The organism is Frateuria defendens (genome assembly GCF_001182895.1).
Lineage (GTDB): Bacteria > Pseudomonadota > Gammaproteobacteria > Xanthomonadales > Rhodanobacteraceae > Frateuria_B > Frateuria_B defendens.
On the sequence record NZ_LFQR01000121.1, the window covers coordinates 1 to 18,153 of the forward strand.

General features: G+C 73.3%; 19 protein-coding genes. 7 read left to right on the plus strand and 12 right to left on the minus strand.

Annotated elements, in window-relative coordinates; translation table 11 throughout:
• Nucleotides 1–165: 165 nt before the first annotated feature.
• The 3 genes from ACH65_RS14840 to ACH65_RS14850 all read right to left on the minus strand — a co-directional run bounded on the left by ACH65_RS14840 (nucleotide 166) and on the right by ACH65_RS14850 (nucleotide 2,607).
• Nucleotides 166–1,140, minus strand: coding sequence for a sensor histidine kinase (locus ACH65_RS14840; protein WP_049623395.1), 975 nt, complete (start codon nucleotides 1,138–1,140; stop codon nucleotides 166–168).
• Between the two features lie 25 nt (nucleotides 1,141–1,165).
• Entirely contained in the window at nucleotides 1,166–1,897 is a 732-nt protein-coding gene (locus ACH65_RS14845; protein ID WP_049623396.1) for a response regulator transcription factor, read from the minus strand.
• Between the two features lie 98 nt (nucleotides 1,898–1,995).
• Nucleotides 1,996–2,607, minus strand: a complete 612-nt coding sequence (locus ACH65_RS14850) for an arylesterase (RefSeq protein ID WP_049623397.1) — start codon at nucleotides 2,605–2,607, stop codon at nucleotides 1,996–1,998.
• On the opposite strand from ACH65_RS14850, the gene ACH65_RS14855 reads away from it, so the two are divergent.
• From ACH65_RS14855 to ACH65_RS14870, 4 genes are read left to right on the plus strand one after another with little or no spacing between them, the layout of a single operon-like run.
• Nucleotides 2,606–3,325, plus strand: a complete 720-nt coding sequence (locus tag ACH65_RS14855; RefSeq protein WP_049623398.1) for an ABC transporter ATP-binding protein — start codon at nucleotides 2,606–2,608, stop codon at nucleotides 3,323–3,325. The genes ACH65_RS14850 and ACH65_RS14855 overlap by 2 nt on opposite strands.
• Nucleotides 3,322–5,802, plus strand: a complete 2,481-nt coding sequence (locus ACH65_RS14860) for an ABC transporter permease (protein ID WP_049623399.1) — start codon at nucleotides 3,322–3,324, stop codon at nucleotides 5,800–5,802. The genes ACH65_RS14855 and ACH65_RS14860 overlap by 4 nt, the downstream gene beginning before the upstream one ends.
• 50 nt (nucleotides 5,803–5,852) lie before the next feature.
• The gene (locus ACH65_RS14865) at nucleotides 5,853–6,482 is read left to right on the plus strand and encodes a glutathione S-transferase family protein (protein ID WP_049623400.1); all 630 of its coding nucleotides are present in this window, start codon (nucleotides 5,853–5,855) and stop codon (nucleotides 6,480–6,482) included.
• Nucleotides 6,476–7,609 (plus strand): SLC13 family permease, encoded by a 1,134-nt coding sequence (locus ACH65_RS14870; RefSeq protein WP_049623401.1) that lies wholly within the window; start codon nucleotides 6,476–6,478, stop codon nucleotides 7,607–7,609. The genes ACH65_RS14865 and ACH65_RS14870 overlap by 7 nt, the downstream gene beginning before the upstream one ends.
• Nucleotides 7,610–7,792: 183 nt before the next feature.
• On the opposite strand, the gene ACH65_RS14875 is transcribed toward ACH65_RS14870, so the two are convergent.
• Nucleotides 7,793–8,557, minus strand: a complete 765-nt coding sequence (locus ACH65_RS14875; protein ID WP_049623402.1) for a DUF4097 family beta strand repeat-containing protein — start codon at nucleotides 8,555–8,557, stop codon at nucleotides 7,793–7,795.
• Between the two features lie 142 nt (nucleotides 8,558–8,699).
• Here ACH65_RS14875 and ACH65_RS14880 point away from each other — a divergent pair, with 142 nt between their 5' ends.
• Nucleotides 8,700–9,221, plus strand: a complete 522-nt coding sequence (locus tag ACH65_RS14880; protein WP_049623403.1) for a hypothetical protein — start codon at nucleotides 8,700–8,702, stop codon at nucleotides 9,219–9,221.
• Between the two features lie 268 nt (nucleotides 9,222–9,489).
• Here the strand turns inward: ACH65_RS14880 and mazG are convergent, their stop codons facing one another.
• The 5 genes from mazG to gspN all read right to left on the minus strand — a co-directional run bounded on the left by mazG (nucleotide 9,490) and on the right by gspN (nucleotide 13,701).
• Nucleotides 9,490–10,296 carry a nucleoside triphosphate pyrophosphohydrolase gene (gene mazG / locus ACH65_RS14885; RefSeq protein ID WP_049623404.1) on the minus strand — a complete coding sequence of 269 codons (807 nt, stop codon included), beginning with the start codon at nucleotides 10,294–10,296 and terminating at the stop codon, nucleotides 9,490–9,492.
• Nucleotides 10,297–10,511: 215 nt separating this feature from the next.
• Nucleotides 10,512–11,333: a 3'(2'),5'-bisphosphate nucleotidase CysQ gene (gene cysQ / locus ACH65_RS14890; protein ID WP_049623405.1), complete on the minus strand. Its 822-nt coding sequence runs from the start codon at nucleotides 11,331–11,333 to the stop codon at nucleotides 10,512–10,514.
• On the minus strand, nucleotides 11,330–11,884 hold the full coding sequence (gene nudE, locus ACH65_RS14895) for an ADP compounds hydrolase NudE (protein ID WP_049623406.1): 555 nt from the start codon (nucleotides 11,882–11,884) through the stop codon (nucleotides 11,330–11,332). The genes cysQ and nudE overlap by 4 nt, the downstream gene beginning before the upstream one ends.
• A gap of 9 nt (nucleotides 11,885–11,893) precedes the next feature.
• Nucleotides 11,894–12,682, minus strand: coding sequence for an inositol monophosphatase family protein (locus tag ACH65_RS14900; protein WP_049623407.1), 789 nt, complete (start codon nucleotides 12,680–12,682; stop codon nucleotides 11,894–11,896).
• A gap of 233 nt (nucleotides 12,683–12,915) precedes the next feature.
• Nucleotides 12,916–13,701 carry a type II secretion system protein N gene (gene gspN / locus ACH65_RS14905; RefSeq protein WP_049623408.1) on the minus strand — a complete coding sequence of 262 codons (786 nt, stop codon included), beginning with the start codon at nucleotides 13,699–13,701 and terminating at the stop codon, nucleotides 12,916–12,918.
• Between the two features lie 68 nt (nucleotides 13,702–13,769).
• On the opposite strand from gspN, the gene bioA reads away from it, so the two are divergent.
• Complete coding sequence (gene bioA / locus ACH65_RS14910; RefSeq protein ID WP_049623409.1) at nucleotides 13,770–15,140, plus strand: adenosylmethionine--8-amino-7-oxononanoate transaminase; 1,371 nt, start codon at nucleotides 13,770–13,772, stop codon at nucleotides 15,138–15,140.
• Between the two features lie 127 nt (nucleotides 15,141–15,267).
• Here bioA and ACH65_RS20610 read toward each other — a convergent pair whose 3' ends face one another.
• On the minus strand, nucleotides 15,268–15,582 hold the full coding sequence (locus ACH65_RS20610) for a hypothetical protein (RefSeq protein ID WP_064504876.1): 315 nt from the start codon (nucleotides 15,580–15,582) through the stop codon (nucleotides 15,268–15,270).
• A 214-nt stretch (nucleotides 15,583–15,796) separates the two neighbouring features.
• Between ACH65_RS20610 and ACH65_RS14920 the strand changes: the two genes are divergently transcribed.
• Complete coding sequence (locus ACH65_RS14920) at nucleotides 15,797–16,531, plus strand: 16S rRNA (uracil(1498)-N(3))-methyltransferase (RefSeq protein ID WP_049623410.1); 735 nt, start codon at nucleotides 15,797–15,799, stop codon at nucleotides 16,529–16,531.
• Between the two features lie 211 nt (nucleotides 16,532–16,742).
• On the opposite strand, the gene ACH65_RS14925 is transcribed toward ACH65_RS14920, so the two are convergent.
• A complete protein-coding gene (locus ACH65_RS14925; protein WP_049623411.1) occupies nucleotides 16,743–17,222 on the minus strand; it encodes a chemotaxis protein CheW in 480 nt (159 codons plus the stop codon).
• Nucleotides 17,219–18,153 (minus strand): chemotaxis protein CheB (locus ACH65_RS14930; protein ID WP_161805618.1); only part of this gene is annotated, 935 nt, incomplete at its 5' end. The genes ACH65_RS14930 and ACH65_RS14925, both read right to left, overlap by 4 nt.

Below are 18,153 nucleotides of genomic sequence, written 5' to 3' on the forward strand. Positions count from 1 at the left end.
CCACTGCCGTTCATCCATAACCATCGTTCACCATGATCCCGTCAAACCATGGCGTTGCAGGATATAGCTGGCTAAAGATGTGATAAAGAGACAGCTGCAAGCAGGGGAGGAGCCAAGCCGCGTCAACGGCAAGACTTTGAACAAGCTCTAAGAGATTCCGATTCCTCAAACCGGCAACGGCCGCGGAAACCGGATCCGCGCGACGTGTTCGCCCTCCACGCTCTCCTGCAACTCCAACGGCCAGGCGAAGCGCTCGCTGATGCGCCGGGCGATCGCGAGGTCGAAGCCGTGGCGGTTCACCCTGCCCGGCGAGGCGTCGACGCGGTTGACCACGGCGATCGCGTCCGGGTCCACCGTGATCACAATGCGGCCCTGCTCCACCTGCTGGCAGGCGTTGCGGATCAGCTGCCAGCACAGCACCGAGAACACCCGCGAGGAGCCCTGCAGCGCGAAGCGCGCCGGCTCCTCCAGCACCAGTTCCACCGGATGCCCTTCCAGCATGCTGCGCATGCCGGCGATCTCCTGCCGCAGCACGTCGTTCACCACGAACTCGTCCTGCGCGTCGGCGGGGCCGCTCTTGCGCGCCAGGATCAGCAGCGCCTCCACCAGCGCCTCCATCTCATGGGTGGCGCGGCGAATGCGCTGCACCGAGCGCATGCCGAACTCGCTCATGGCCTCCTCGTCGGCCAGCATCTCGACCGACATCTTGATCACCGTGAGCGGGCTGCGCAGCTCGTGGCTGGCCTCGCGGGTGAAGTCGCGCTCGCGCCGGTTGTAGTCGAGGACGCGGCGGGCCAGGCCGCGCAGGCTGCCGGTCAGGGTGGCGATGTCCGCGTCGGTGTGCTGCGAGGGCGAGGCGGCCGGCAGCTGTTCCGGGTCCGGCCGCCGCTCGTCCCAGTGGTGGACGATGCGCGCCAGCTCGCTGACCTGGCGCCACTCGCGCCGGGCCGCCAGCCAGGCCAGCGCGCTGATGGCCGCGATCAGCGCCAGCATCGCCGGCAACGGCGCCGCGTCGAACGCAGCCGCCAGCACGCAGACCGCCACGCCGGCCAATTGCAGCACGAAGATCCACGCCAGCCGCCGCTGGAACGCGCCCTTGCTGGAAGCCGCCTCCGGCGGTTGGCTTGCCGTGGTCGCCATCGTCCCCTGCCCGGCTCGGCCCGCGCTAGGCGGTCTGCGAGACGTTGGGCACCTCCGCGTCGAGATCCGCCAGGCGGTAGCCGGCCGAGTGGATGGTATGCAGCAGCGGATGCTCGAACGGTTTGTCGATCACCCGGCGCAGGTTGTACAGGTGCGAGCGCAGCGTGTCCGAATCGGGCAGCGCGTCGCCCCAGATCTCGCGCTCGATGTCGCGGCGGCTCACCACGCGCGGGGATTCGCGCATCAGGATCGCCAGCAGCTTCAGGCCGATCGGCGACACGGTGAGCTCCCTGCCGCTGCGGGTGAGGCGCAGGGTGGCGGTGTCCAGCGTCATGTCGCCCACGGTGAGCACCTCGGCCGACACCTGGCGGCGGTCGCGGCGGATCAGCGCGCGCAGGCGCGCCTCCAGCTCGCGCACCTCGAAGGGCTTGACCAGGTAGTCGTCGGCGCCAGCCTCGAGGCCTTCGAGCTTGTCTTCCAGCGTGTCGCGCGCGGTCAGCATCAGCACCGGCGTGGCCTTCTTGCCCTCGCGGCGCAGCTTGCGGCAGAGCTCCAGGCCGTCGAGGCCGGGCAGCATCAGGTCGAGCACGATCACGTCGTAGCTGTTGGAGACGGCCAGGTGCAGGCCGCTGACGCCGTCCGCCGCGTAGTCCACCGAGTAGCCGCGGCGCTCCAGGAATTCGCCCACCATCTCCGCGATCTGGGCGTTGTCCTCGATCAGCAACACCAGGCCCGATTGCTCGTCACGTGTGCTCATTGTCCGCCTCCGTGGTCGATGCTCTTCACATATGTGAAGAGCCTAGCGACGGGCGGGGTGAGCAGGGCGTGAAACCGCCTGAACGGCGGTTCATCGGTTCAGCGAAGCAGGGGCTGGAGCGACGGCCAGACGTTGTCCAGCACGCCCGGCTCGCCGGCGGCGGTGGGGTGCAGGCCGTCGTCCTGCATGCGCGAGGGGTCCAGCGCCACGCCGTCGAGCAGGAACGGCACCAGCGCCGTGCGCTTCTGCTGCGACAGCTCGCGGTAGACCGCGCGCAGGCCGTCGCGGTACTGCGGGCCGTAGTTCACCGGCAGCTCGATGCCCAGCAGCAGCACCCTGGCGCCGGACTTCTGCGCCAGGTCGATCATCGTGGCGAGGTTCTCGCGCAGCGCCGGCAGCGGCAGGCCGCGCAGGCCGTCGTTGGCGCCCAGCTCCAGCACCAGCACGGCCGGCTTGTACTTCTCCAGCAGCGCCGGCAGGCGGTTGCGCCCGCTCAGCGAGGTCTCGCCGCTGATGCTGGCATTGATCACGCGCCACGTCGGCTCCATGCTGCTCAGGCGTGCCTCGAGCAGATGCACCCAGCCCTGCTCGGTGGCGATGTTGTGCGCGGCCGAGAGCGAGTCGCCGAGCACCAGCATCGTCTTCGTCGGCGCCGCCTGGGCCACGCCCGCCGCGCACAGCAACACCAGCCATACAAGGAACCGCCGCATGAACGCACCATCCCATCTGAACGCCGAGCCGATCCTCGACGCCCGCGATGTTAGCAAGTCGGTGCGCGGCCCCGAGGGCCAGCTCGACATCCTGCGCGGCGTGAGCCTGGCGGTGCGCGAGGGCGAGAGCTTCGCCATCGTCGGCGCCTCGGGCTCGGGCAAGACCACCCTGCTCGGCCTGCTCGCCGGCCTGGACACGCCCAGCGCCGGCAGCGTGAGGCTGGACGGCCACGCGCTGGAGGCGCTGGACGAGGAAGCCCGCGCCGACGTGCGGCGGCGGCTGGTGGGCTTCGTGTTCCAGTCCTTCCACCTGCTGCCGGCATTGCGCGCGGAGGAGAACGTGATGCTGCCGCTGGAGCTGGAAGGCCGCAGCGACGCCCGCGAGCGCGCCCGCGCCGCACTCGACGCGGTGGGCCTCACGCCGCGCCGGCGCCATTACCCGGCACAGCTCTCCGGCGGCGAGCAGCAGCGCGTGGCGATCGCCCGCGCCTTCGTGCACGGCCCGCGGCTGCTGTTCGCCGACGAGCCCACCGGCAACCTCGACCAGCGCACCGGCCAGCACGTGGCGGACCTCCTGTTCGCGCTCAACCGCGACCGCCAGACCACGCTGGTGCTGGTCACCCACGATCCCAAACTCGCCGCGCGCTGCACCCGGCAGGTGGAACTGCAACAGGGCAGCGTGCTGCGCACCGGCGCCGAGCGGGCGGTGTCGGCATGAGGCTGCTGCGTCTCTCCCTGCGCACGCTGCGCCGCGAATGGCACCTGCCGGAGCTGCGCACCCTGGGCGCGTCGCTGGTGCTGGCGGTGGTGGCGCTTGGCGTGGTGGCCACGCTGGCCACGCGGATCGAGCGCGGCATGCTGGCCAGCGCGGCGGAGCTGATCGGCGGCGACGCCGGCCTCTCCGCGCCGCAGCGCCTGCCGGATCATTACGCCGAGGCGGCGCGCCGGCACGACCTCGCGATCAGCCGCAGCGCCGTGTTCCCCAGCGTCGCCTTCGCCCACGGCCAGAGCCAGCTGCTGGACGTGCAGGCCAGCGACGGTGCCTACCCGCTGCGCGGCACGCTGCAACTGCGCGACGCCCGCGGCGACCGTGCCGGCCGCGCGCCGGCGGCGGGCCAGGTCTACCTCGACCACCGCGCACTGGTGGCGCTCGGCCTCAAGCTGGGCGAGCGCGTGCAGCTCGGCGGGCGCGATCTCGTGATTGCTTCCGAACTGCTGCGCCAGCCCGACGGCGGCGAACTGTTCGCGCTGGCGCCGCGCGCCATGATGAGCATTGCCGACGCCGAGCAGGCCGGCCTGCTCAGCGTGGGCAGCCGCGCCCGGCACCAGCTGCTGGTGGCCGGCGACGCCGGCGACGTGCGCCGCTGGCGCGAGGAGGCGGCCGCCGCGCCGCTGCCGCAGGGCGCGCAGCCGATCAGCCCGGAGCAGGCGCAGGAGCGCATGCGCAGTTCCTTCGACCGCGCCAGCGCCTTCCTGCGCCTGACTGCCCTGCTCTCCGCCCTGCTCGCCGGCGTCGCCATCGCCCTCGCCGCCCAGCGCTACGCCCGCCGCAAGACCAACGAGGTGGCGCTGCTGCGCGCCCTGGGCACGCCGCGGCGGCAGGTGCTGGGGCTGCTGCTCGGCACCCTGGTCGCGCTGGCGCTGCCCGCGGTGGCGCTCGGCGCGGGCCTCGCCCTGCTGTTGGCGCAGGGCGCGTGGCTGCTCGCCAGCCAGCTCTTCAGCAGCATCCCCACGCCGATGCCGCTGCTGCCGGTGGGCGCGGCGGCGGCGATGGGCACCGCGGTGCTGCTCGGCTTCGCGCTGCCGCCGCTGGCGCGCCTCGGCGAGGTGCCGCCGGTGGCGGTGTTCCGCGCCAGCATGGCGCGCCGCGTGCGCCGCTTCGACGCGCTCTACCTGCTGCCGGCGACGGTGGCGCTGGCGCTGATCTGGAGCCAGAGCGGCTCGCTGCAGCTGGCCGGCATCCTCGCCGTGAGCCTAGCCGGCGTGGCCGCGCTGGCCGCCCTGCTGGCGGCCGCGTTGCTGTGGCTGGCCCGGCGCGTGGCGCCTGGCGCGCACCCCGCGCTGCGGCTGGGCCTGGCGGCGCTGGCGCGGCGGCGCGGCATGAGCCTGCTACAGGCCACCGCGCTCAGCCTGGGGCTGGTGGCCCTGCTGCTGCTCGCCATCGTGGCACCCGCGCTGCTGGACGGCTGGCGCCGCGAGCTGCCGGCCGACACGCCGAACTGGTTCGTGCTCAACCTGCAGGACGACCAGCGCGTCGACTTCAGCCGCGCCGTCGCCGGCCTCGGCGCGCGCGAGCTCAACATGCTGCCGCTGGCGGTGGGCAAGCTCACCGCGATCAACGGCCGCCCCATCGACGCGTTGCAGTTCCAGGACGAGCGCGCCAAGGACTGGGCCGACCGCCAGCTGCGCATCTCCTGGGCCGGCGCGCTGCCGCCCAGCAACAAGGTGGTGGCCGGCCGCTGGGCGGGCGAGCGCCCGGCCGAGGCCGAGGTGTCGGTGGACACCATGTGGCGCGACATGTTCGCGCTGAAGCTCGGCGACACCCTGCACTTCGACATCGGCGAGGGCGGCCTGGACGCCAGGGTGGGCAGCGTGCGCCAGGTGGACTGGCGCTCCTTCCGCGTCAATTTCTTCCTGCTGCTGGACCCGGCCCACGCCGCGCAGCTGCCGCACACCTGGATCGCCAGCTTCTACCTGCCGCGCGGCCACGCCGACGCGCTGGCGCGGCTGGCCCGCGATTACGCCAACCTCAGCCTGATCGACGTGGACGCGCTGCTCGACCAGATCCGCGCCATCGTGGACCGCGTGGGCAACGCGGTGCGCTGGGTGCTGGGCTTCAGCCTGCTGGCCGGCGCGCTGGTGCTGGCGGCGGCGCTGGCGGCGAGCGCGGCGGAGCGGCGGCATGAGGCCGCATTGCTGCGCACGCTGGGTGCGCGCCGCGGCCAGCTGCGCCTGGCGGCGGCCTGCGAGTTCGCCCTGCTCGGCCTGGTGGCCGGCCTCACCGCCGCGCTGGGCGCGGGCGGTGCCGGCTGGTGGCTGGCGCGCACGGTGTTCCGCATCGAGGGTTTCGTGCCGCCGGTGCTGCCGCTGCTGGGCGCCGCGCTGGCGGCGGCCGTGGTGGTGATGCTGCTCGGCCTCGCCGGCACACGGCGGGTCGTGCGCACGCCGCCGATGCAGCTGTTGCGCGCCAGCTGACGCGCCGTCAGCATCGCGCATCGCGCATCGCCACCGCGCCGGGACCGATCGTGTACACGCTCTACTACGCGCCGGGCGCCGCCAGCATGGCGGTGCACCTGGCCCTGCTCGAACTCGGCGTGCCGTACCGGCTGGAACGCCTCGACCTCAAGGCCGGCGCGCAGCACGCGCCGGCCTACCGCGCGCTCAACCCACATGGCACCGTGCCGACCCTGCTGGTCGAGGGACACCCGCGTAGCGAAACCATCGCGCTGCTGATCCTGCTGGCCGAGCGGCACCCGCAGTCGGCGCTGGCTCCCGCACCCGGCACGGACGCGCGCGCGGCGTGGCTGCAATGGCTCGTCCACCTCGGCAATGCACCGATGCCGCTGTTCCGCCTGCTCGCCTACCCCGCCGACCTCGGCGCCGAGCGGCACGCGCCCGAAACCCGCGCGGCCCTGGAGCGCCGCCTCGAAGCCTGCTGGGACTTCATCGACGCCCACGTGACCAAGGCCGGCCCCTACCTGCTGGGCGCGGCCTGCACCAGCGCCGACCTGCTGCTCGCCATGCTGATGCGCTGGTCGCGCCACGCGCCGCGCCCGGCCACCGCATGGCCCGCGCTGGCGCGGCTGGCCGACCTCGTGCGTACGCGGCCGAGCTGGCGGCGCGTGCACGAACTCGAAGGGCTGGCCGCATGGTGAGCGCGGCGCCCACCCTGCCGCGGCGCGCGCTGGCCTGGCTGCGGGCCGAGTGGATGCTGGGCGCCTTCGGCCTGCTGGCCGTGGTGCTCGCCGTGGCCGACCCGCAGCCGCTTGCGGCCTACCGCCGCTGGCTGCAACGGCCCACGCTGGCCGGCCTGCTCGGCCTGATGATCGCCATCGAGGGCATCCGCGACAGCGGCCTGGTGCAGCACCTGGCCGGCGCGCTGGCGGCGCGGGTGCACGGGCTGCGCGCGCTGGGCCTGCTGCTGGTGACGGTGGCCGCACTGCTGTCGATGGCGCTCACCAACGACGTCAGCCTGTTCCTGGTGGTGCCGCTGACGGTGGCGATCGGCGGCGTCTCCAACCTGCCGGTGGCGCGCATGGTGGTGCTGGAGGCGCTGGCGGTGAACGCGGGCTCCACGCTGAGCCCGATCGGCAACCCGCAGAACCTGCTGCTGTGGCAGTACGGCCACCTCTCCTTCGCCGGCTTCGCGGCGGCGATGCTGCCGGTGTTCGCGGTGATGTTCGCGCTGGTGGCCGCGCTGGCCTGGGCCTGGCTGCCGCGCGAACGGGTGACCATCGAGGCTGCCGCGGTGGACGGCCACCCGGTGTCGGCCGCGCAGGCCACGCTCTCCGTCGCCGCGCTGCTCAGCATGGTGCTGATGATGGAGCACGGCCTGGCGCTGTACGGCGCGCTGATGCTGCTGGTGCCGTTCGCGCTGCTGGAGCGGCGCACGCTGGCGCGGCTGGACTGGGCGCTGCTCGCCACCTTCGCCGCGATCTTCCTGAGCCTGGGCCACTTCGCGGCGCTGCCGTGGGTGGGCCGCGCACTGGACGGGCTCGGCCTCGACCGCCCGCTGCCGCTCTACCTCACCGGCATCGCCGCCTCGCAGCTGATCAGCAACGTGCCGGCCACCGTGCTGCTGCTCGACCGCGCGAACGATCCGCTGCTGCTCGCCGCGGCGGTGAACGTGGGCGGCTTCGGCGTCGCCACCGGCTCGCTCGCCAACCTGATCGCCCTGCGCCTGGCCCGCCAGCCGCGCAGCCTGCGGCTGATGCACCGGGTGTCGATCCCGTTCCTGCTGGTGTGCGCGCCGCTGGTGTACGCGGTGGTGCATTGGCTGTGAGGCCGGGACGCCGGGAAGTCGGGAAGTCGGGAAGTCGGGAAGTCGGGAAGTCGGGAATCGGGAATCGGGAATCGGGAATCGGGAATCGGGAATCGGGAATCGGGAAGAGCGCAAACGCCACAGTACCAACGCAAGTGTTTTTTGTTTTTGCCATTCCCTATTCACGACTCCCTGTTCCCTGCGTCAGTCCACTGGCACGCTCACCCGCCCCTTCACGCCCTGGTGGCTGACGTCGCCGCTCCCTTTCGCACCCAGGCTGAAATCACCGCCGACGTCGGCCACGTCGAGGTCGCCCGAGCCCAGCGTGTCGGCGTGCACGCTGCCGCCGACCTGGCGCAGGGTGACGTCGCCCGAGCCGATGCTGCCCACGCGCACGTCGCCGCGCACGTGGCTGGCCTTGAGGTCGCCCGAGCCGACCGCGCCCACTTCCAGGCTGCCGAGGTCGTCGGCCACCACGTCGCCCGAGCCCACGCTGATGGCGAAGCGGCCCGCGATGCCTCGCACGTGCAGGTCGCCCGAGCCCACGTGGCTGTCCAGCTCGCGCACGCCGGCGACCTCGGCATCGCCCGAGCCCACGCCCAGGGTCACCGGCAGCCCGGCCGGCACCGTCACGTCCACTTCCAGGCGCGTCTCGCCGCCGCCGAAGAAGCTGAAGCCGCCGCGGTCGGTGCCGATCCCCAGCACCACGCGGTCGCCCTCGCGCCGCTGGGTCACGGTGAGCTGGTCGAGCAGGCGCTGCTCGGAGGCGCAGGCGCGGCCGCGCGCCTCGAGGCCTTTGGCGCCGGGCTCGCCGCGCAGGTGCAGGTCGTAGGCACCGAGCTCGACCTCGATCGCGCGCACGCCGGCGAGGTCCAGCGAGAGGTTGCGCGGGGCTTCGTACTTGCACGGCGCCTCGGCCAGCGCGGCCAGCGGAACGAACAACAGCAGGGAAAGGGCAATGCGGCGCATAAAGGCTCCTCGTGGCGGAAAACGGATCGCCCATCGGATGCCCGCGGGCGCCGGAAGGTTTGCATGGGCCGTTCATGTCCCGCGTCAACCGGGCCGCGCCAGCATGCGTTCCCGACTACACCTCACGCCGGAGTCCTTCCCCATGCAACGCAAGACCCTGCTCGCCTCGACCCTGGCCCTGCTGCTCGCCGGCGGCGGCGCCCTCGCTTTCGCCCAGGACAACACGCCGCCCCCGCCGGCAGCCGCGCCGGGCGCCCCCGCCCAGACCGACCACGGCGGCCGCTGGCACGGCCAGCGCGACCACGCGGACGGCCACCGCCTGCGCGCCTTCGGCCTGCACGGCCGGGAAGGCGGCGTGATCGCCGACCTGCACGCGCTGGAGCGCCTGTACATCACCTCCGGCCGCGCCAAGGAACTGCCCGCGCTCTACAACGAGGTGCTGGCCAAGTCGCACAACCCGCGCGTGCGCGAATACGTCTACCACCGCCTGGCCCGCGCGCAGGCGCAGCCGGCCAACGTGGACCAGGCCATCGCCACGCTGCGCAAGAGCCTCAACGAGAACCTCGCCAACGAGGCCAAGCGCCGCGCCGAGTTCGAGAAGCTGCGCACCGCCTGGGAGCAGCGCCACGCACAGCCGGACGCCGCGCAGCCCAGCGCGAAGTAAAGCGGGAACGATGCGCCCGCGGCGGCCGGACGACCGCCCCCGCGGCAGGTTTCGCACGATGCCCTCGTCCCGGCTGGGGCGCCGCCGAGGCGATGCCCGCGCCGCGATGCGGCCCGGGAACGGCCAACGCGCCCCGGCGTGTTCTTTCTCGCCATGCCGTCGAAGCCCGGCGGCCGCCTCGCCAGAGGCCGGGCCGCCTGGCCGCCGCCGGCATGGCGAACGTTTATCGTTTATGCGGAATACGATGGCGCCGTAACGTGCGGAGCTTTCAGCTTTCGGCCGCCTTCGCGCGCTGCCACAGGGCTTCCTGCGCGGGCAGCTCCAGGTCTTCCAGGCGGTCGCCGTCCACCGCGGCCAGCGCCTCCATGCGGCGGAAGCGGCGCTCGAACTTGGCGTTGGCATGGCGCAGCGCGCGCGAGAAGTCGATGCCGCCCTGGCGCGCCAGGTTCACCGCCACGAACAGCACGTCGCCCAGTTCGTCCTCCAGCCGCGCCGGCTCCGCGCCGTCGGCGAATTCCGCGCGCAGTTCTTCCAGTTCCTCGGCCAGCTTGTCGAGCACGGGCGTGGGCTCGCCCCAGTCGAAGCCGACCTTGGCCGCGCGCTGTTGCAGCTTGAGCGCGCGCTTCCACTCCGGCTGGCCGTGGGAGACGCCGGCCAGCGCGCTATCGTCCGGCCGCTCGCCCTTGGCGGCGCGCTCGCCCGCCTTGATCGCCTCCCACCCCTGCTTCTGCTCGGCCACGTCGGCATAAGTTTCGTCGCCGAACACGTGCGGATGACGGCGCACCATCTTGTCGCTGATCGCCTGTACCACGTCGGCGAAGCCGAACAGGCCCGCCTCGCTCGCCATCTGCGCATGGAACACCACCTGCAGCAGCAGGTCGCCCAGCTCGTCGCGCAGATCGTGCCAGTCCTTGCGGTCGATGGCGTCCACCACCTCGTAGGCTTCCTCGATGGTGTACGGCGCGATGGTGTCGAAGTTCTGCTGCACGTCCCACGGGCAGCCGCGCTCGGGGTCGCGCAGGCGGGCCATGATGGCGAGGAGGTCGTCGAGGCTGTAGCGGGTGGTTTCACTCATCGTGGCGGTTCCGTTGATAGGCATGTTGGCGCCGAAGCCCGGAGGCCGGGCGCCTTCTCGCTCATGCCCGCGCCGGGCCAGAGCCATCGGGCAGGCAGCCAGCACAGGTCTCGTCGCCCCGGCGCAGGCCGGGGCCCGGCAGGGGGCGTCGCCACAGGGAGCCTCGACGCCGCTGGATGCCGGCCTGCGCCGGCATGACGGCGCCCGGCGCCCGGCTAGCCCACCACCGCCTCGCGCAGCCGCGCCGCCCAGTCGATGCCGGCGTCGCCCACGGCGAGGAATTCCGGGTTGATCAGCGAATCGCGCGTGTTGTAGCGCAGCGGCGCACCGTCGAGGTCGAGCACGGCGCCGCCGGCCTCCTCCAGCACGCATTGCGCCGCGCCGGTGTCCCATTCGCTGGTGGCGCCCAGGCGCAGGTAGACGTCCGCCTCGCCGCGCGCGATCAGGCAGAACTTGAGCGAGGAGCCGAGCGGCTGCTTGGCGTAGTCCTGGCCGATCAGCTGCGCCAGCAGCGCGTGGTCGCCGCCGCCGTGCGAGCGGCTGCCGGCCACCTTCGGCGGCTGTGCCAGCGCGCGGGTGGTGATGCGCTGCCAGGGCGCATCCGGCGAGGCCTGCAGCCAGGCGCCCTCACCCGCCGCCGCCGCGTACAGTTCGCCGGTGACCGGCGCCAGCACCACGCCGAGCACGGGGCGATGGTCTTCGATGATGGCGATGTTGACGGTGAACTCGCCGTTGCGCTTGACGAATTCGCGCGTGCCGTCGAGCGGATCGACCAGCCAGTAGCGCCGCCACACGCAGCGCTCGCTCCAGGCCGCCGCGCGCGCTTCCTCGGAGAGCACCGGCAGCGCGGGGTCGATCCGCGCCAGCCCGGCCACGATCACCCGCTGCGCCTGCAGGTCGGCCGCGGTGACCGGCGAGTGGTCGGCCTTCTGCTCGACCTGGAAGTCGCCGCGGTAGACGGTCAGGATCGCCTCGCCCGCCGCGCGCGCGAGGACGCCGACCTCGTACAGCAGGGCGGACGGCGCGGCGCCGCTCATGGCCGGAAGCGCCCAGCCAGGTATTCGCGCGCCATGAACAGCGCGGCGATGGAGCGGCCCTCGGTGACGTCGTCGCGGCCGATCAGCGTGTGCAGCTCGGAGAGCTTCCACGGCACCACGTCGAGTTCTTCCGGCTCGTCGCCCTGCAGGCGCTCGGGGTAGAGGTCCTGCGCCAGCACGATGTGCGCCATGTGCGTCATGTAGGAAGGCGACAGCGAGAGGTTGTGCAGGATCTTGAGCTTGCGCGCGCCGTAGCCGATCTCCTCCTTCAGCTCGCGGTCCGCGCCCTGCTCCACCGTCTCGTCCCGGTCCAGCCGGCCCTTGGGCAGGCCAAGCTCGTAGCGGCCCACGCCCGCGCCGTACTCGCGCACCAGCAGCACGGTGTCCGCGTCGCGCATCGGCACGATGATCACGGCGCCCAGGCCGCTGGCCTTCAGGCGCTCGTAGGTGCGGCGTTCGCCATTGGAGAATTCGAGGTCGAGCTGCTCGACGTGCAGGAAGTGGCTGTCGCGCACTTCGCGCAGAGCGTGGACGGTGGGAGGTTTGCGCATCGGCCCATTCTAGCGCGCGAGCGCGGCTTGCAGCCTCGGCAGCGCCAGCGCGTGGATGGCCGGCGTGCCGGCCAGCACGCTGCGCGTGTCGAGGCCGAGCGCGCCGCCATCGAGGTCGGTGAACACGCCGCCGGCCTCGCGCACGATCACCGCCAGCGCGGCGATGTCGAGGATGTTCACGTCCGACTCGATCACCAGGTCCAGCCCGCCGCGCGCCAAGAGGTGGTAGTGGCAGAAGTCGCCGTAGCCGCGGATGCGGTTGCTGTCGCGGATCAACGCGCCGAGTTCGTCCCAGCGCGCGTCGGCGGTGAGCGTCTTGACGTTGCCGGTGGAGATCGAGGCCTGATCCAGCGCGGCGGTGTCCGCCACCCGCACGCGCTCGCCGTCCAGCCAGGCGCCGCCGCCGCGCACGGCCCACATGGTCTCGCCGTACACCGGCGCGCTGGACACGCCGAGCACCAGCTCGCCGCGCGCCAGCAGCGCGATCTGGGTGGAGAAGAACGGCGTGCGCCGCACGAAGCTCTTGGTGCCGTCGAGCGGATCGACCAGCCACAAGAGCTCGTGCTCGCCGCCGTCCAGGCCGAACTCCTCGCCGTAGACGCCCGCCTCGGGGAGGCCGGCGGCCAGCACCTGGCGGATCGCCTGCTCGGCCTCGCGGTCGGCTACGGTGACGGGCGTGGCGTCCTGCTTGATCTCCACCGCCGCGCCGTGCCGCCAGTAGTGGCGGATGATCTCGGCGGCGGCCGCCGCCGCCTCGCGCGCGGTGCGCAGGGCCTGTTGCAGGGTTGCCTCGTTCATGGCTCTCGCTTGTCTGCTCTGTGTCGGTGCCGGCTCCCGATCCCAAGGCCCGCGCCGGGGAGCCGCTTGCGCCGGGCCGAAGAACCGGGGAGTGTACGTCCCCGACGGCGCCCGGCGATAACGCGGGCCTGCGGCGAAGGGTCCCGGCCTGGAACAGCCCGGAATCCGTCCAGCCTCGCCACCTGCGCCCTCTTCTGCGTGCAGGGGAGGGGCGGCGCTTGGCATGACGCGCGCTACGGCGCCTGCGGCAACGCCTGGCCACCCATCAGGCCGCCGTGGCGAGTAAGGTTCACCCGGCCCTGCGCATCGGGCGTGCCCAGCGTGGCGAGCCAGCGGCGCAGCGCCGGCGCCTCGCCGCGCGGCGCCAGTTGCGCCTCGAGCCGCCAGCCGAGCGGGCTGGCCCGCCAGCGGCCGCGTGCCGCGAGCGGGCCGTGGCCGTCGTCGCCGAACGCGCCCTGCAGCACGCCCTGCTCGGCGCTCAGCCGCGCGGCCAGCTGGCCCAGCGGCACCTGGCCGCGCGCGGTCAGCAGCTCGGCATCGCGCCACTGCACCTCGCCCTGCCCCTGCAACGGCCACACGCCCTGCAGTTGGAGACGGTCGAACGACAGCTGCAACGCGCCGCGCGGCGCCCCCCCCAGGGCGGGCAGCGACGGCGCGAACGCGGCGAGGTCCACGCGCAGGTGCACGTCCTCCCAGGTGAACTGCGTGGGCGCGTCGCGCTGCAGGCGGCCGCGGAAATCCAGCTGCGGCCCTTCCAGCTGCAACGCCAGCGCGAGGCGCCCGAGCAGGGCCTGCCGCGACAGCTGCCAGTGCAGCGCGCCCAGCACGCGGCCGTCGGCGCTGCGCACTTCGTCCGCCTGGCCGTCCCACAGGCTGCCGTGCACTTCCCCGAGCGCGAGGCCGTGCAGGCGCGGCGCGATCCACGGCATCGCCCAGCGCGCCGGCAGGCAGCACAGCAGCGCGGCCGCCGCCAGCAGCAGCACGCCGGCGGTGATCAGCACCCTACGCCCAGGTCTCACGCTCGCTCGTCTCCTGCGGGCCGCGGGAAAACTTGAGCGGCCGCGCTCACTGCACCGATCATAGCCGGATGACCGATTCCAGACCCAGCAACGCGGCGCTCGCCGCGCGCGACCTGCGCCACCTCTGGCACCCCTGCACGCAGATGCACGACCACGTCCACGGCGGCGTGCCGATGATCCCCATCGTGCGGGGCGAGGGCCCATGGCTGATCGACGCCGACGGCAAGCGCTACCTCGACGGCATCAGCTCGTGGTGGACCAACCTGTTCGGCCACGCCCACCCGCGCCTGGCCACGGCGCTGGCCGAGCAGGCCGCGCAACTCGAACACGTGATCTTCGCCGGCTTCACCCACCAGCCGGCGATCGAGCTGGCCGAGGAACTGGTGCGGGTGACGCCGCCGGGGCTCGAGCGCGTGTTCCTCGCCGACAACGGCTCGGCGGCGATCGAGGTGGCGCTCAAGATGAGCTTCCACTACTGGCTCAACCAGGGCCGCGGTGCCAAGACCCGCTTCATCGCGCTCACCGGCAGCTACCACGGCGAGACGCTGGGCGCGCTGTCGGTGAGCGACGTGGCGCTGTACCGCAAGACCTACGCGCCGCTGCTGCTGACGCCGATCCTGGCGCCCTCGCCCGATGCCTACCAGGGCGAGCCGGGCGAATCGCCGGCCGAGGTCGCGGCGCGACAGCTCGTCGAACTGCGCGCGCTGCTGGAACGCCACGCCCACGAGACCTGCGCGGTGATCGTGGAGCCGCTGGTGCAATGCGCCGGCGGCATGCGCATGTACCACCCGGACTACCTCGCCGGCCTGCGCCGGCTGTGCGACGAGTTCGGCGTGCACTTCATCGCCGACGAGATCGCGGTGGGCTTCGGCCGCACCGGCACGCTGTTCGCCTGCGAGCAGGCCGGCGTGGCGCCGGACTTCCTGTGCCTGTCCAAGGGCCTCACCGGCGGCTTCCTGCCACTCTCGGCCGTGCTCACCACCGCGCCGGTGTACGAGGCCTTCTACGCCGAATACGGCGCCGGCAAGGCCTTCCTGCATTCGCACAGCTACACCGGCAACCCGCTGGCCTGCCGGGTGGCGCTGGAGACGCTGGCGATCTTCCGCGACGAGCCGGTGCTGGAACGCAACCGCCGCCGCGCCGCGCACCTCGCCGCGCGGCTGGCGCCGCTCGCCGATCACCCGCACGTGGCCGACGTGCGCCAGAGCGGCCTGATCGCGGCGGTGGAACTGGTGGCCGACAAGGCCAGCCGCCGCCCCTTTCCGGCGGCGGAGCGGCGCGGCCTGCGCGTGTACCGGCACGGCCTCGAACACGGCGCGCTGCTGCGCCCGCTGGGCGACGTGGTGTACTTCATGCCGCCCTACGTGATGGACGAGGCCGATCTCGACCGGCTGGTGGACGTGGCCCTCGCCGGCATCGAACGTGCGCTAGCCCTGTAAGGAGCGCGCCTTGCGCGCGACCGCGGCCCGGCAACGTCGCCGCCACGCAGGCAGGTCGCGCGCAAGGCGCGCTGCACGGACAGGCACGCCGGGGACGCCTTGGCACCGGGCATCCGCCCGGAGCGGATCACTGGATGGAAGCGTCCAGCTTGCGCAGCGCATCCGACACGTTGGTGGCACCGGTGCGGCGGATGTCCTCCGCGCTGTAGCTGCGGCCGGGCACCGACAGGCACTGGTCCGGCTTGGCCGGCAGCAGGCTGCCGGTGGAGCGCAGGCAGTTGCGGTCGCCGGGCTTGGCGCCGCGATGCTTGGCGGCGGACGGTGGCGCCGAGGCCTTGCTGGCGGGTACCGGCGCAGGCGGCGGGGCCTCCTGCGCAAAAACCGGCGCGGCCACGGCGAACGCACCGAGCGCGAGCAGGGAGGCGATGGAGAGTCGGGTCATGGCGATGCACCTCGCGGCACCCGGTGGGGACAGGCCCATGCTGCGCCGGACCGGCGCACGGGGCAAGCCGCCCGGCCCGCGCGGCGTACCGGCATTCATCCTCGCTTCGCTTGCCGCGCCGCGCCACATCTCACCCTACCCCACCTCGCGTCACGCGCCGCGCCGGCATCCAGCGCTCGGCTATGCTTGCGGTTTCGCTCCTGTCCTGCCCGCCATGCGCACCATCCGCCTCCACGTCGACCTGCCGCTCGCCCCCGGCGCCGAACTGCCGCTGCCGCCCCAGGCCGGCGAGCACGTGGCGCGCGTGCTGCGGCTGGCCGCCGGCGACCCGGTGACGCTGTTCAACGGCGACGGCCACGACTATCCGGCGACACTGCACAGCGTCGGCAAGCGCGAGGTGATGGTGGCGGTCGAGGGCAGGCAGGCGGTGGACAACGAGTCACCGCTGCCGCTCACCCTCGCCCAGGGCGTGGCCCGCGGCGAGAAGATGGACCTGATCGTGCAGAAGGCCACCGAGCTCGGCGTGGCCCGCATCGCGCCCCTGTTCACCGAGCGCTCGGAAGTGAAGCTGGACGCCGGGCGCACCGAGAAACGCCTGGCGCACTGGCGCGCGGTGGCCGCCAGCGCCTGCGAGCAGAGCGGCCGCGCGCGCCTGCCGCAGATCGACGCGCCGCAGCCGCTGGCGGCCTGGCTGGCGGGCCTCGCCGACGACGGCGCGCACCGGCTGACGCTGCTGCCCGAGGGCGACGGCTCCGCCCGCGCGCTACGGCCGGGCGCCGCCGGCGCGCTACTGGTGGTGGGGCCGGAAGGCGGCCTGGGCGAGCGCGACGTGGCCGCCTTGCGGGAAACCGGCTTCCAGGGGCTGCGCCTGGGGCCGCGCATCCTGCGCACCGAAACCGCCGGCCTGGCCGCGCTGGCCGCCCTGCAAGCCCTGCACGGCGATCTCTGATCCGAGGCATCCCCGTCGGGATGGGGCACTGCGCCCGGAACCTGTTTGTCGCGCTCTCGATGCGAGGCGCGCCGCCTCGCGGTAAGGAGCGCGCCTTGCGCGCGACCGTCTCTTGCATGGAGGCGGAATCGGGGCGCCTGCGTCGTAGCGGTCGCGCGCAAGGCGCTACACGACCCTCATGCGTATCGCCGGCAGCGTGCGGGGTCGGCGCTCAGGCGGCCTCGACCTGGAGCAGCCCCAGCAGCTCGCCCTCGATGCCTTCGAGGTCCGGGATCACCGCCACGTCGTCGCGCACCAGCACCTGGGCCTTCACGCCCGGCGGCAGCGGGGCGTCGTCGTGGGTGGGGATGATCAGCTCGGCGTTGAGCGTGGTCAGGCGCGGGAAGCCGCGCGTCACCACGGCGATGAAGGGCAGCGCCGGGTTGCCGCCCAGGGCCTTGAGCACGGCCACGCGCATGGCCAGCTCGGGGTCGCCCTCGTCGGCGCCGGCCAGCTGGGTGAAGGACACCAGCGGCACGCGCCAGCCGCGCCAGGCGATGCGGCCGAGCAGCCACTCGGGCGCGCCCTCCACCGGCTCGGGCGTGGGCAGGGTGATCACCTCGGCCACGGTGGCGTTGGGCAGCAGCAGGCGCAGGCTGCCCACTGGCACCAGCACGCAGCGGATTTCGCGCGGCAGCGGTTGTTCGCTCATCGCTGATTTTCCGTTGAGAGTTCTTCGACCAGGCGCGCCGCCAGTTCCTGCGGCGTGCCGGCGTGATGCGACAGCCGCTCGGCCGCCACCGCGCTGACCATGTCGGCGAAATGTTCCTCGGCCGTCTCCACCCAGACCCGGCCGCCGCGGTCGTGGATGGCCTGGCAGCCGCCCACCGCGTCGGTGGAGCGGCCGGCGAACAGGATCGCCAGCGCGTCGCGCCCGAACACATTGGCCGCCATGGTGAAGCTGGCGTCGATGGACGGCGCCTGCCCGAACGAAGGCGACGTGGACGTCTGGACGTCCAGACTGCCGTCGCGGCGCAGCTGCACCTGGCCGCCCGCGGGCACCACCAGCACCTCGCCCGCGCGCACGCGCAGCCCCGGCGCGGCGCGGCGCACCGGCAGCGCGGAGTACTCGGCCAGCCGCGCCAGCAGCGCGTCCAGCGCGCCGTCCTCCACGTGCTGGGTGTGCAGCACCGTCACCGGCAGGCCGGCGGGCAGGCCGGCGAGGAAGGCGCAGACCGAGGCGGTGCCCTCGCGCCCCGCGCCCAGCACCACCAGCCGGCCGAGCCCGCCGTCCGGCTCGGGCCGGGATGTGTCGCCCGGTTCGTAGGCCTGCGGCGCGATCGCCTCCTCCAGCGCCACCAGTTCGAGGCTGAGGCCGGGATGCACGGGGGAATCGTCCTCGCCGCCGGTGCCCTCGGGCGCCAGGTAGTCGGCCGCGCTGACCTTGTGGATGCCGAAGGCGGCGGCGCCCTCGGCAGCGTCGGTCGGCGCATCGCCCTCTTCGACCAGGCTCCAGCTGTCCGGCGCCTGCGGGGCCGCGGCGGCCTTCGGGGTGGGCGCGGGCCCGGCATGCGGGCCGTCGTCCAGCTCGGCCAGCTCGAGCGTGCTGCCCGCGAAGGCCGGCGCCGCGTCCGGCGCGGGCG

Excerpts from the sequence above, each read along its gene's own strand:
- ACH65_RS14840 (WP_049623395.1), bottom strand. The coding sequence starts at position 1,140 with ATGGCGACCACGGCAAGCCAACCGCCGGAGGCGGCTTCCAGCAAGGGC.
- ACH65_RS14845 (WP_049623396.1), bottom strand. The coding sequence starts at position 1,897 with ATGAGCACACGTGACGAGCAATCGGGCCTGGTGTTGCTGATCGAGGAC.
- ACH65_RS14855 (WP_049623398.1), top strand. The coding sequence starts at position 2,606 with ATGAACGCACCATCCCATCTGAACGCCGAGCCGATCCTCGACGCCCGC.
- ACH65_RS14850 (WP_049623397.1), bottom strand. The coding sequence starts at position 2,607 with ATGCGGCGGTTCCTTGTATGGCTGGTGTTGCTGTGCGCGGCGGGCGTG.
- ACH65_RS14860 (WP_049623399.1), top strand. The coding sequence starts at position 3,322 with ATGAGGCTGCTGCGTCTCTCCCTGCGCACGCTGCGCCGCGAATGGCAC.
- ACH65_RS14870 (WP_049623401.1), top strand. The coding sequence starts at position 6,476 with ATGGTGAGCGCGGCGCCCACCCTGCCGCGGCGCGCGCTGGCCTGGCTG.
- ACH65_RS14875 (WP_049623402.1), bottom strand. The coding sequence starts at position 8,557 with ATGCGCCGCATTGCCCTTTCCCTGCTGTTGTTCGTTCCGCTGGCCGCG.
- ACH65_RS14880 (WP_049623403.1), top strand. The coding sequence starts at position 8,700 with ATGCAACGCAAGACCCTGCTCGCCTCGACCCTGGCCCTGCTGCTCGCC.
- mazG (WP_049623404.1), bottom strand. The coding sequence starts at position 10,296 with ATGAGTGAAACCACCCGCTACAGCCTCGACGACCTCCTCGCCATCATG.
- cysQ (WP_049623405.1), bottom strand. The coding sequence starts at position 11,333 with ATGAGCGGCGCCGCGCCGTCCGCCCTGCTGTACGAGGTCGGCGTCCTC.
- nudE (WP_049623406.1), bottom strand. The coding sequence starts at position 11,884 with ATGCGCAAACCTCCCACCGTCCACGCTCTGCGCGAAGTGCGCGACAGC.
- ACH65_RS14900 (WP_049623407.1), bottom strand. The coding sequence starts at position 12,682 with ATGAACGAGGCAACCCTGCAACAGGCCCTGCGCACCGCGCGCGAGGCG.
- bioA (WP_049623409.1), top strand. The coding sequence starts at position 13,770 with ATGACCGATTCCAGACCCAGCAACGCGGCGCTCGCCGCGCGCGACCTG.
- ACH65_RS20610 (WP_064504876.1), bottom strand. The coding sequence starts at position 15,582 with ATGACCCGACTCTCCATCGCCTCCCTGCTCGCGCTCGGTGCGTTCGCC.
- ACH65_RS14920 (WP_049623410.1), top strand. The coding sequence starts at position 15,797 with ATGCGCACCATCCGCCTCCACGTCGACCTGCCGCTCGCCCCCGGCGCC.
- ACH65_RS14925 (WP_049623411.1), bottom strand. The coding sequence starts at position 17,222 with ATGAGCGAACAACCGCTGCCGCGCGAAATCCGCTGCGTGCTGGTGCCA.